At 75.8% G+C, this 12368-nt stretch carries 8 protein-coding genes; 3 read left to right on the plus strand and 5 right to left on the minus strand.

From position 1 onward, the window contains the following. Nucleotides 1-14 precede the first annotated feature (14 nt). Complete coding sequence (locus tag AC24FB_RS15425; RefSeq protein ID WP_425714080.1) at nucleotides 15-719, plus strand: hypothetical protein; 705 nt, start codon at nucleotides 15-17, stop codon at nucleotides 717-719. 18 nt (nucleotides 720-737) lie between these two features. Here the strand turns inward: AC24FB_RS15425 and AC24FB_RS15430 are convergent, their stop codons facing one another. Continuing rightward, nucleotides 738-1514 carry a GNAT family N-acetyltransferase gene (locus AC24FB_RS15430; protein ID WP_425714081.1) on the minus strand — a complete coding sequence of 259 codons (777 nt, stop codon included), beginning with the start codon at nucleotides 1512-1514 and terminating at the stop codon, nucleotides 738-740. Beyond that, the gene (gene aspS, locus AC24FB_RS15435) at nucleotides 1511-3394 is read right to left on the minus strand and encodes an aspartate--tRNA ligase (protein ID WP_425714082.1); all 1884 of its coding nucleotides are present in this window, start codon (nucleotides 3392-3394) and stop codon (nucleotides 1511-1513) included. The genes AC24FB_RS15430 and aspS overlap by 4 nt, the downstream gene beginning before the upstream one ends. A gap of 114 nt (nucleotides 3395-3508) precedes the next feature. On the opposite strand from aspS, the gene AC24FB_RS15440 reads away from it, so the two are divergent. Further along, nucleotides 3509-5107, plus strand: coding sequence for an MFS transporter (locus AC24FB_RS15440; RefSeq protein WP_425714083.1), 1599 nt, complete (start codon nucleotides 3509-3511; stop codon nucleotides 5105-5107). Nucleotides 5108-5407: 300 nt separating this feature from the next. Continuing rightward, nucleotides 5408-7486 (plus strand): DEAD/DEAH box helicase, encoded by a 2079-nt coding sequence (locus tag AC24FB_RS15445; protein ID WP_425714084.1) that lies wholly within the window; start codon nucleotides 5408-5410, stop codon nucleotides 7484-7486. An 88-nt stretch (nucleotides 7487-7574) separates the two neighbouring features. Here AC24FB_RS15445 and AC24FB_RS15450 read toward each other — a convergent pair whose 3' ends face one another. The 3 genes from AC24FB_RS15450 to hisS are packed head-to-tail and all read right to left on the minus strand — an operon-like array spanning nucleotide 7575 to nucleotide 12333. After that, nucleotides 7575-9197 (minus strand): GTPase, encoded by a 1623-nt coding sequence (locus AC24FB_RS15450; protein ID WP_425714085.1) that lies wholly within the window; start codon nucleotides 9195-9197, stop codon nucleotides 7575-7577. Further along, a complete protein-coding gene (locus AC24FB_RS15455; protein ID WP_425714086.1) occupies nucleotides 9194-10951 on the minus strand; it encodes a dynamin family protein in 1758 nt (585 codons plus the stop codon). Before AC24FB_RS15455 ends, AC24FB_RS15450 begins: the two co-directional genes overlap by 4 nt. Next, nucleotides 10948-12333, minus strand: coding sequence for a histidine--tRNA ligase (gene hisS, locus AC24FB_RS15460; RefSeq protein WP_425714087.1), 1386 nt, complete (start codon nucleotides 12331-12333; stop codon nucleotides 10948-10950). Before hisS ends, AC24FB_RS15455 begins: the two co-directional genes overlap by 4 nt. Nucleotides 12334-12368 lie beyond the last annotated feature (35 nt).

Consider the following 12368-nt stretch of genomic DNA (forward strand, 5'->3'; position numbering starts at 1 on the left):
CCTACACTTCAGCCGTGGGCATCCTCGACTTCGTCGCCGACTACTGGTGGCTGGTGTTCCCGCTGGGCGGGGTCGTCGGCGGCGCGGTCGGGGGCATCGCCAGCGGTGTCAGCACGTGGGACAAGCGCAGGCGTAAGCACAAGATCGAGCTCGCGCGGATCAAGTACGGTGCGCGAGCCGCCGAGGTGGAGCGGGACGACGTCTCCCGGCGCACGCTCGATCGCACGCGCTCGCGGCACGACGCGGTGGACCGGCGCTGGCTCGACTACGAGCTCGACATCGCCAAGCTCATCGACCACCCGCTGATGACCGACATGCGCGAACCGCTGACCGTCGACTTCCACCAGGCCCGGCGGGACGCCGACGCGCTGCGACCCGACGAGGACGGCGGTCCGACCGACCCGGAGCTGCACGAGGAGTACCGGCAGGCGGTGCGCCGGTACGAGACCGCGTTCGACGTCGCCGAGCAGGAGGCACGGCGCCGGCAGACCTCGGACTTCTCCGTGACCGAGCAGCAGGCGCTGCTGCGAGCCAAGAAGTTCCTCGCGTTGGCCGAGGACGGGTCGGCCACGTACGCCGAGCGGCAGACGGCCTACCGGCGGGCCACCCGGGAGCTCGGTGGGCTCGTCGTGCTGCCGACGGCGGCCACCGATGCCGTCGAGCACCGCATCGCCGGCGCGATCGACGCACCGGCCGACGGGGCACGTCGCGACACGTGACGACGTCGTCGATCGCGGTCAGTCGGCCGGGCGCGCGTGGATGTTCTCCACGCGCTGGACGTGCGCGAAGCCGAGCGACTCGTACAGGCGCCGCGGCCCGTCGACGTCGGCCCACGTGCCGAGCTGGACGACGCGGGCCCCGGCGGCGAGCTCCCGGCGCGTGATGGCGCACGTCAGGGCCGAGCCGACGCCGCGTCCCCGGTCGGCCGGACGGGTGCCGAGCCCGGAGAGGACGGCGACCTCTCCCCCGCCCTGCACGGGTGCGCGGCTCGAGGCCATGACGGCGAGCCACCGGTCCCCGTCGCGGTACCCGGTCCAGTCGTGGTCCTCGACGTGCTGCAGCGCCCACGTGTCCGGGTAGGCCTCGGCGAGGACGTCGCGGACGACGGCCCCCGCGTCGTCCGACGGGAGGAGCTCGGCGTGCTCCTCCCCGGGCCTCCGGGCCGGCGCCTCGTCGATGGCGAGGAGGTCCCACGCCCGGCCCGTCGTCATGGCGAGCCACGGGGCGGCGGCCGCCGTGGCGCCCGGGTCGGTCGCCGCCCGACGCCGCAGCGCGGCCAGGGTCCCGTCCGGCGCCTGGGCGGAGACGAGGTCGGCGACGGGGTGGGCGAGCAGGAGGTCGACGATCTCCTCGACGTCGCCCGCCGCGAGCATGCGCCGTCCGGTCCCGTTCGGGTCCGGCCCGACGCCGACGCCGGCCGCCGCGCTCTCCGCGACGGTCCGGGCGCCGATCCGCGCCGCCTGGGCGCGGTAGAACAGGTCGCCGTCGAGGAACCCTCCGGTCGCGGTCGTCACGCCCCGGGGGCCGCGGGCGCGGTCGCCGAGCCGGCCGAGCCGGTTGCCGCGCCCGTCGGCGCGCCGGCGTCGCCGGACCCGTCCGCGGCGGCAGCGCCCTCCGCCTCGTCGTCCTCGGGCTCGGCGTCGACGCCGGCCTCGGCGCGCTGGTCGTCGGTGATGGGCGCGGGCGCGCCGGTCAGCGGGTCGTACCCGCCGCCGGTCTTGGGGAAGGCGATGACCTCGCGGATCGAGTCCACGCCGTGCAGGAGCGCGACGATCCGGTCCCAGCCGAACGCGATGCCGCCGTGCGGGGGCGCCCCGAACTGGAAGGCGTCGAGCAGGAAGCCGAACTTCTCCTGCGCCTCCTCCTCGCCGATGCCCATGACGTCGAACACGCGGCTCTGGACATCGCGGCGGTGGATACGGATCGAGCCGCCGCCGATCTCGTTGCCGTTGCACACGATGTCGTACGCGTAGGCCAGCGCCTCGCCCGGGTCCTCCTCGAAGCGGTCGATCCACTCGGGCGTCGGCGAGGTGAAGGCGTGGTGGACGGCTGTCCACTTGCCCCCGCCCACGGCGACGTCGCCCTCGTCGACGGCCTCGGCGACCGGCTTGAACAGCGGAGCGTCGACGACCCAGACGAACGCCCAGGCGTCCTCGTCGATGAGACCGACCCGGCGCGCGATCTCCCCGCGGGCCGCCCCGAGCAGGGCGCGCGACGGGGTGGCCTCGCCCGCGGCGAAGAACACGCAGTCGCCGGGCTCGGCGCCGACGGCCGCGGCGAGGCCGGCCCGCTCGTCGTCGGAGATGTTCTTGGCGACCGGCCCGCCCAGGGTGCCGTCCTCCGCGATCGTCACGTAGGCGAGGCCGCGGGCGCCGCGCTGCTTGGCCCAGTCCTGCCAGGCGTCGAACGTGCGGCGCGGCTGGCTCGCGCCGCCGGGCATGACGACGGCGCCGACGTAGGGCGACTGGAACACGCGGAAGGGCGTGCCCGCGAAGAAGTCGGTGAGCTCGGTGATCTCGACCCCGAAGCGGAGGTCCGGCTTGTCCGACCCGAACCGCCGCATGGCCTCGGCGTAGGTCATCCGGGCGATGGGGCGCGGGATCTGGACGTCGATGAGCGCCCACAGCTCGGCGAGGATCTCCTCGGCCACGGCGATGACGTCGTCCTGGTCGACGAAGCTCATCTCGACGTCGAGCTGGGTGAACTCGGGCTGCCGGTCGGCGCGGAAGTCCTCGTCGCGGTAGCAGCGGGCGATCTGGTAGTAGCGCTCCATGCCGCCGACCATGAGCAGCTGCTTGAACAGCTGGGGCGACTGCGGCAGGGCGTACCACGATCCCGGGGCGAGGCGCGCGGGGACGATGAAGTCGCGGGCGCCCTCCGGGGTGGACCGGGTGAGCGTGGGGGTCTCGACCTCGACGAAGTCCTGGGCGTCGAGCACGCGGCGCGCGGCCTGGTTGACCTTGGCGCGCAGGCGCATGCCGGCGGCCGGGCCGGAGCGGCGCAGGTCGAGGTACCGGTGGCGCAGGCGCGCCTCCTCGCCGACCGCACCCGAGTCGCCGGCGTGGTCGGAGACCTGGAACGGCAGCGGGGCGGAGGTGTTGAGGACCGTGAGGTCGGTGGCGATGACCTCGATCTCGCCGGTCGCGAGGTCGGGGTTCGCGTTGCCCTCGGGACGGATCGAGACCTCGCCGGTGACCTGGACGACGAACTCGCTGCGCAGCTCGTGGGCCACGTCCTCGTCGCGGACGACGACCTGGGCGATGCCCGACGAGTCCCGCAGGTCGAGGAACGCGACGCCGCCGTGGTCGCGCCGGCGGTCGACCCAGCCGGCGAGCGTGACTTCGGTGCCGGCGTCGGCGGCGGTGAGCGATCCTGCGGGGCGCGTGCGGAGCACGGGTGGTCCTTCCGTCGGGGTGCACCCCGCGAGACGGGCGGGGGCGTCCTTCCGATGGTACGACTCACGCGCGGCCCGCTTGTCCCCCGCCTGCGGGCGGGCGACGATGCGCGTGTGGCAGCAGCGGCGGGCGAGGACCTCGCGGAACGGACGGACGCGCGGACGATCCGGCTCCTCCTCGTCGTCTCCATCGCGCTCATCACGTTCGTCGCGTTCGAGGCCCTCGCGGTGGCCACCGCGATGCCGTCGGTCTCCCGCGACCTCGACGGCGGGCAGCTCTACGCGCTCGCGTACGGCATCACGCTCGCCACGCAGGTCGCCACGACCACCGCGGCCGGGCGCTGGTGCGACGCCGGCGGGACCCGCACCGCGCTCGTGACCGGCATCGTCACGTTCATCGCCGGCCTCACCCTCGCGGGCCTCGCACCCGACATGTGGCTGCTCGTCCTCGGCCGCGCCGTCCAGGGGATCGGCGGGGCGCTCGTCATCGTGCCGCTCTACGTGCTCGTCGGCACCGTGGTCCCCGCGCGGCGCCGGCCCGGGTTCTTCGCCGCATTCTCCGCGGCCTGGGTCGTGCCGTCGCTGGTGGGACCCCTGCTGGCCGGCTTCCTCGCGGACCAGCTGTCCTGGCGGTGGGTGTTCCTCGGGATCGCGGGGGTCGCCCTGCCGTCCCTCGTCCTCGTGATCGCCGTCCTCGCCCGGCTCGCGCGGGACGAGGCGGCGGCGAGGGAGGACGACACGCGTCCCCGGGGCGCCCGGGCGGACGTCTCGACGACGCCACGACCCGACGCCCCGACGCCGGACGCGCCGCTGCCTGACGGCACCACCCCGGCGGACGCACCGGTCCCTGGCCCTGCCCCCTCCGCGCCCGCGCCGCCGCAGTCCGGCGCAGCGCCGGCCGACGACGGCGGTCGCGCGTCGAGCGGCGTGCTCGCGATCGCCGTGGGGGTCGGCGCCGGCGTCGGAGCCGCGCTCCTCCAGTCCGCGGGCTCGGCGCCCGGCGAGGGCGTCGGGCTCACCGTGACGGACTGGGTGCTCCTCGCGCTCGGCGTCGTCGTGCTGGTCGTCAGCCTTCCGCGGGTGCTGCCGGCGGGTGCGCTGAGCCTGCGGCCGCGGGTCCCCGCGCTCATCTCGGGGCGCGCGCTGCTCAACGGCGCGTACGTCGCGACCCAGGTCTACCTCGTCCTCCTCCTGCAGGAGCAGCACGGGTGGGGCGCGATGTCGGCCGGGAGCGTGCTGACCGTCGGGTCGCTCTCGTGGGGCGCCGCCTCGGTCGTGGCCGCGCGCGTGCGGACCGAGGCGACGAGGGCGCGGCTGCCGTGGATCGGCGCCTCGATGCTGGCCGTCGGGATCGCGCTCGCGCTGCCGACGTCGTGGCCGGCCGTGCCTGCTTGGCTGACGATCGTCGCGTGGGTGGTCGCCGGCGGCGGGATCGGGCTCGCGATGTCCTCCTCGTCCGTCCTCGCGCTCGGATGGGCACCGCGGTCGCGCCAGGGCGAGGTGAGCGCCCACCTCCAGATCGCCGACGCCCTCGGTCCAGCGGTCCTCGTGGCCCTCACGGGCGTGGCGGTCGCGGTCGCCCCGCCCGGCGCGTCCGGAGAGCTCCCCTACGTCGCCGCGCTCGGGATCGGACTCGTGCTCGCGGTGGGGTCGGCGTCCGCCTACTTCCGGTCCCAGGGCGATCGCGCGACCCTCGGGACCGAACGGGACTGACGGGGCCGAGCGGCGCCGATCCGGTCCGCCGGTGCGGTCCGCCGGTCCGGCTGCGATCGAACCGATCCGCCCGTCCGTGCGCGGCCGATCCGGCGCGACCGTGCACCGCCTGTGCCGGTTCTCACCGGCACCGCGCCGGACGCGCCGGGCCCCGCGGCGGTAGCCTGACGAGTCGAGCGCGCCATCCATGGCCGTGCACGCCCCCTCGCAGTCCGACGCACAAGGCGCGGACCTTTCCCGGGCACTGTGCGGCATGCGCCCCGTCCTGGGCGCCCCGCTCGCCGCACCCCGAGGAGAACCATGTCCGATCACGTCGACAACCCCACGAACGACCGCGACGACGACGCCGCGTCGCAGCCGGCCCCCGCCGAGCGGGACGAGCCCACCGGTGCGGCCATCGACGCCCCGGCCGAGCAGGCGGAGACGTCTGCGGACGAGCAGGCCGAGTCCTCGACGGCCGAGCAGGCCGCGTCCCCGACGGCCGGCGAGAAGCGCCCCGCCGAGCGGGACGAGAAGCCCGCGACCTTCGCGACGCTGGGCCTGCCGACGGACCTGCTCCGCGCCGTCGAGGACCTCGGCTTCGTCGCCCCCACCGACGTCCAGGCCCGCACGATCCCCGTCCTCATGGGCGGGCGGGACGTCGTCGGCGTCGCCCAGACCGGCACCGGCAAGACCGCCGCGTTCGGCCTGCCGCTGCTCGCCGCCGTCGACCCGTCGCTGCGCAAGGTTCAGGCGATCGTCCTGGCCCCCACCCGCGAGCTGGCCGTACAGGTCGCGGACGCGATCGCCGACTTCGCGCACCGCATGCCCGGGCTCCAGGTGCTGCCGATCTACGGCGGCTCCTCCTACACGCCGCAGCTGCGCGGGCTCAAGGACGGCGCGCAGGTCGTCGTCGGGACCCCCGGTCGCGTCATCGACCACATCGAGCGCGGTTCGCTCGACCTCACGCACGTCACGTTCCTCGTGCTCGACGAGGCCGACGAGATGCTGCGCATGGGCTTTGCCGAGGAGGTCGAGTCGATCGCGTCGCACGTCCCGACCGACCGGCGCACCGCCCTGTTCTCGGCCACCATGCCGTCCCAGATCCGCCGCGTGGCCGCCACGCACATGACCGACCCGGCGCACGTGTCGGTCACCCCGCCGGCGAGCACGGTGGCGAACATCGAGCAGACCTACGCCGTCGTCCCGTTCCGGCACAAGACCGGGGCGCTCGCCCGGATCCTCGCGGTGTCCGACGCCGACGCGGCCATCGTGTTCGTCCGCACCAAGGCCCAGGTCGAGGAGGTCGCGGTCGAGCTCCAGGGCCGCGGCGTCCAGGCGGCCGCCCTGTCCGGCGACGTCCCGCAGAAGGAGCGCGAGCGCATCGTCGAGCGGCTCCGGGAGGGCACGCTCGACGTCCTCGTCGCCACCGACGTCGCCGCCCGCGGGCTCGACGTCGAGCGGGTGGGCCTCGTCGTCAACTACGACGTCCCGCGCGAGACCGACTCCTACGTCCACCGCATCGGCCGCACCGGCCGCGCGGGCCGCACGGGCCGGGCGCTGACGTTCCTCACGCCCCGCGAGCGGGGCCGGCTCGGCCAGATCGAGCGCGCGACGAACGCGACGCTCACCGAGGCCGTCATCCCCACGCCGGCCGACGTCTCCCGGCACAAGGCGCAGAAGATCCTGCTCCAGGCGTCCGAGCGGCACGACGCCGGTCGCCTCGAGATGTACCGCGAGCTCCTCACCGAGGCCATGGGCGTCTCCGCCCCCGCCGACCCGGCCGAGGTCGCGGCCACGCTGCTCGCCCTCGCCGTCGGCGACTCAGGCCCCCGGCCGCGGTCCGAGCAGGAGCCCGACCAGCTGGCCCTGCCCGCCCGCAAGGAGCGCGACCGCTCCTGGAAGGACGACCGTCCCGGGTCGTCCGGGCGTGACGACCGCCGCGGCCGCACCCGGCGCGAGGAGCAGGTCGACGAGCAGGGGGAGTTCCTCAGCGCCCGGTTCGAGGACGGGCGCGAGCCCAAGGGCCGCGTCGCCCGCCGCCCCCGAGGTGGCGGTGACGGGACGACCTACCGGGTCGACGTCGGCCACCGCGACGGGGTCCGCCCGGCCGCGATCGTCGGCGCGCTGACCGGCGAGTCCTCGCTGCGCGGTGGGGACATCGGCAAGATCGACATCTTCCCCAGCTTCAGCCTCGTCGAGGTGAGCGCCGACCTCGACTCCCGCTCGCGCGAGAAGCTCGCGCGCGCCGTCATCGGTGGCCGCCGGCTCAACCTCCGCGAGGACTCCGGTCCCAAGGGCGGGCACAAGCCCGCGGGTCGCGGCGGGGACCGCCCCCGTGGCGGCCGGGACGACCGTCGCTCGAGCTCGCCGTCGCGCCCCAGCCGGCCGCGGTACTGAGCCGCACTCTCGACCACTCGATCACGCTCAGCTCATGGTTCTGAGCCGCACGCTCGACACATGGTCGGGTGGTCGATCGCGATGAGCGTCAGCGCAGGGCGCGGACCGACGTCGCGAACTGCTCGTAGCGCGCGAGGTGCGCGTCCAGCGGTGCCGTGACGTCGGCGCGCACCCGCTCCGCCACGACGAAACCGAGCCGCTTCCGGACCGCCGCCGCCCGCCGCCGGGCACCGAGCCGCGCGCACCACGAGCCGACGAGCCAGGTCAGCAGGCCGGCGACCACTCCCCCGAGGAGCAGCAGCGTCGGCACGGGCCAGCCGCGCCACTCGGGGGTGTCCGGTGCCGGCACCTGCAGGTAACCCATGACCGCGAGCGCGCCGAGCCACACGCCGCCGACGATCGCCGCGCCGATGAGCACCCACTGGAGGAACCCGAGCACCCGCCACCAGGCCGGGCGCCGGCCCTGGCCGAGGTCGACAGCGCCGATCTCGGGGTCGACCTGCTCGAGCAGGCCGGGCACGCGCCCCTCGACGTCGGCCCCGACGTCCGCCCGCCACGAGTCGGGCAGACCCGCGGTGCGGGCGTCGACGTGCCGACGCACGGAGGTCGTCAACGCAGCGACCTGCGCGGGGCCCGCGGGAGGCAGCGAGGTCGCCCGCCCCTCACCCCCGCGCTCGCCGAGGTGGAGGCGACGCAACGGGTCCGGCCGCAGGCGGGCGACCCAGCGCACGGGCGGCCAGCCGACCTGCCGTGCCGCCCCGCGCCGGTAGGCGGCGGACGCGGCGCGCGTGACGACCGGGACGCCGGCGGCGTCTGCCGCGGCCGTGACGACGTGCCGCTCGTCGGCGTCCTTCGCCCGCGCACCGCCGGCGGAGTCCAGCTCCGCCGCGACGGCGAGCTCGTCGGCGACGGTCGAGATGTCGGCGCGCAGCCGGGCGTGCGCGGCCACGTGGGACGCGGCCTGGTCCGCGACGGCCCCGGCGAGCTCGGCCACACCCTCGCCCGTGCGCGCCGAGGTGAGGAGCACCGGGACGCCGCCGAGGCCGTCCTCTGCCAGCAGGCGCCGCAGGTCGCCGACGACCGCCTCGCGGGCGGCCGGCGCGAGCGTGTCGGCGTGGTTGAGGACCACGAGGGTGACGTCGGCGTGCCGGGCCATGGGCGCGAGGAAGTCGCGGTGGACCACGGCGTCGGCGTACTTCTGCGGGTCGAGGACCCAGACGAGGACGTCGACCCGCTCGGCGAGCTGGGTGGCCAGCGCCCGGTGCTCGGCGGCGGTGGAGTCGATGTCCGGCAGGTCGAGGACGACGAGGCCCGTCGTCCGCTCGTCGGCGGCGCTTGCCGGTGTGCGCTCGGGGACGTCGAGCCAGTCGAGCAGCGCGGAGGTCGCCGCGGGGCCGTCGGGCCCGGGGCGGAAGGTCACCGCGTGGGGGCGCTGCGTCGTCGGGCGCGTGGGGGCGACCCGCGACACCGGCGCGCCGGCGAGGGCGTTGACGAGCGAGGACTTGCCCGACCCGGTGGCGCCGAGCAGGGCGGCGACCGTCGTGCCCGGGGCCAGCGAGCCGCGCTCGCCGGCCCGCGCGAGGACGGCCCGCGCCCGGTCGAGCACGTCGGCGGGCAGGTGCCCGTCCGCCGCCTCGACGGCCGTGGTCAGCTGGTCGAGATCTCCCGCGAGGTCGACGGCGGGGGTGTTCTTCCGGCGGCGCCCCCTCATCGGCCGTGCTCCACGCCGCGCGCGGCGGACACCGCGCGTGCCGCCGCGTCGACCCGGTCCGCGAGGGCGGCGTCGACCTCGAGCGCGTCGAGCTGGTCGGTGAAGTGCCGGGCGCCCTCGGCGAGCAGCGTGCGGACCCGGCCGGCCAGGTCCGCGCGGGCGCGCTCGGCCATGCGGCGCACCTCGTCGTCGCCGAAGACGGCCTCGAGGATCTTCTGGGCCACCACCACGGTCCCGCCGCCCACGGCGACCTCGGCGCCCGTCGGGATGAACGCCGTCGAGGCGAAGACGGCCACCATGAGCGCCGCACCGAGGACGTTGACGCCGAACGAGAGGGCCCGGGCGGTCTGCCGGCGGTCGGCGCCCTCCTCGCGCACGAGGTCGAGGAGCGAGGCCTGCCAGGCGCGCACCTCCTCGGCGGCCCGGGCGCGGACGGTCTCGTCGTCGGGGCGCCGGTCGACGGCCGCGCGCACGAGCTCCCGGGCGACCGGCTCGCGGAGCCAGTACCGCTCGGTCTCGACCGAGGCGCGGCGGACCTCCTCGGCGAGAACCGCCATCATCCCGGTCTCGATGGCCTCGGTGACCGGCTCGGCCGGTGCGCCCTTCCCGCTGAGCGCCGAGACGATGCGGTCCCGGATGCGTCCCACCCGGGACTCGACGGCGCGCATGAGCTCCCCGGTCCCGACGAGCTCCTGCCAGCGGGCGAGCACCTCGCCGCGGAGCATCGAGCCGTCGCCGGCGGCCTCGACCGCCCGCTCCTCGGCGGCGGAGTAGGCGGCGTGGACGTCCTCGCGCAGCCGATCGACGACGACGGACTGCTCGCGGGCACCCTCGGCGACGGCGGCCGTGCGGCGCACGATGTCGTCGACCGCCCCGCCCAGGGTGGCGCGGGCGACGGCGGCGCGGGAGGCGGCGTCCGTCGCGATGCCGCCGAGCCAGGCGCGCAGCGGGGCGACGTCCATGTCCGGCAGCAGACCGCCGTCCAGGATCGGCAGCTCGGCCACCGTGAACAGGGGCGCGCGCCCGAGACCGGCCGAGGCGAGGCGGACGGACAGGTCGTGACGGACCTGGCCGGACACGCCCTGCGGGACGCGGTTGAGGACGACCGCGACGACGATGCGGCGGGCGGCGGCCTCCGCGAGGAGCTCCCACGGGACGGCGTCGGCGTACCGGGCGGCGGTGGTGACGAAGACCCACAGGTCCGCGGCGGCGAGCAGCTCCCCGGCGAGGCGCCGGTTGTCCTCCACCACGGAGTCGATGTCCGGGGCGTCGAGGACGGCCAGGCCCACCGGCACGCGGTCCGAGGACCGCAGCTCGAGCTCGCCGTGCGTTCCCTCGCCGGCCGGCGTCGGCGCGGCGCCGCCCGAGACGTGGACCCGGGCGAGGCCGGGCAGGACCTTCTCGGAGGCGAACCACTTCGCGTCGACCGGGTGGTGGACGAGCAGGGGGCGCCGGGTGGTCGGGCGGATCGCCGAGGAGGTCGTCACGGGCGCCCCGAGGAGCGCGTTGACGAGCGTCGACTTGCCGGCGCCGGTGGACCCGCCGACGACCGCGAGCAGCGGAGCGTCGATCCGGGAGTACCGGGCGAGGACGTAGTCGTCGAGCTGCTGGGTCACCCGCCTCGTCTCGGCGCGTGCACCGGCCGCCACGGGCGTCTCGAGCGGGAGCCGGACCTCGCCGAGGACGTCGCGGAGCTCGGTGAGCGCCGCCAGGACGCGGCGGGCTGCCGCGCCGGTGCCCGCGGGAAGGCTCACGAACCGTCCTCGACGGCGGTCGCCGAGACGCTCGGCCACCGGTCGGCCGCGGGCGGCTCCCAGGTCGCCGGGTCGGCCGGGACCTGGCCGCCCGAGCGGATGTCCTTGACCTCGTGCCCGTCGTCCCCGACGAACCAGACGAACGGGATCGAGCGACGGTCGGCGTGGCGGATCTGCTTGCCGAACTTCGCCGCGCTCGGGGCGACCTCGACCGGGATGTCGCGGGCGCGCAGGGCGGCCGCCACGTCGTCGGAGGTCGAGCGGTGCGCCTCGTCGGCCACCGCGACGAGCACGGCGCTCGGCACCGGGCGGCTCGCGCGGGCGAGGTCGGCGCCGAGGATGCGGGCGACGAGCCGGGAGACCCCGATCGAGAGTCCTGCGCCGGGGAACGTGCGGTTGCCGGCCGACGCGAGCGAGTCGTAGCGCCCGCCGGAGCAGATCGAGCCCAGGTCCTCGTGGCCGAGCAGGGTCGTCTCGTAGACGGTGCCCGTGTAGTAGTCGAGACCGCGCGCGATCGACAGGTCCCCGACGACGGCGTCCGGCCGCCGGCGCTCCGCCGCCGAGAGCACGCCGATCAGCGAGTCGAGCCCCTCCTCCAGGAGGTCCGTGCGCACGCCCAGGCCGCGCACCGAGTCCTCGACCTCGTGCGCCGTGCCGCGGATCGCCGCCAGCGCGAGCGCCTGCTCGGCCTGCTGCTCGCTCGCGCCAGCCTCGTCCTGCAGGAGCCGGGCGACGGCGTCGGGGCCGATCTTGTCGAGCTTGTCGATCGCGCGCAGGACGGCGTCGACGTCGGTGAGCCCGATGCCGGCGTAGAAGCCCTGGGAGAGCTTGCGGTTGTTGACGCGGACGCGGGCGGGCGGCACGGGCAGCGCGGCGATCGCCTCGGCCATCACGAGGGCGAGCTCGGCCTCGTGGTGCTCGGCGAGGGTCCCGTCGCCGACGATGTCGACGTCGGCCTGCGTGAACTCGCGGAAGCGGCCGTCCTGGGGCCGCTCGCCCCGCCACACCTTCTGGATCTGGTAGCGGCGGAACGGGAAGGCAAGGTCGCCGGCGTGCTCGACCACCCAGCGGGCGAACGGCACGGTGAGGTCGAAGTGGAGGCCGAGCCGGCGGTCGGGGCCGCCCGCGCCGGTGCCACCGTCCGCGCGCGCGTCGTCGTCGGTGCCCTCCGCGTCGGCCTGGAGCCGGCTGAGGAGGTAGATCTCCTTGGAGGTCTCCCCCTTGGCGAGGAGCTGCTCGACCGGCTCGACGGAGCGGGTCTCGATCGGGGCGAAGCCGTGGAGCTCGAAGGTGTGCCGCAGCGTGTCCAGGACGTGGTTCTCGACGATGCGGCCGTCGGGCAGCCACTCGGGGAATCCGGACAACGAGGAGGTACGGGCCATGACCCCGATTGTTCCACCGAACCCGTGACTCGCCC

This window comes from Georgenia sp. Z1344, assembly GCF_057652375.1.

Excerpts from the sequence above, each read along its gene's own strand:
- AC24FB_RS15450 (WP_425714085.1), bottom strand. The coding sequence starts at position 9,197 with ATGAGGGGGCGCCGCCGGAAGAACACCCCCGCCGTCGACCTCGCGGGA.
- hisS (WP_425714087.1), bottom strand. The coding sequence starts at position 12,333 with ATGGCCCGTACCTCCTCGTTGTCCGGATTCCCCGAGTGGCTGCCCGAC.
- AC24FB_RS15445 (WP_425714084.1), top strand. The coding sequence starts at position 5,408 with ATGTCCGATCACGTCGACAACCCCACGAACGACCGCGACGACGACGCC.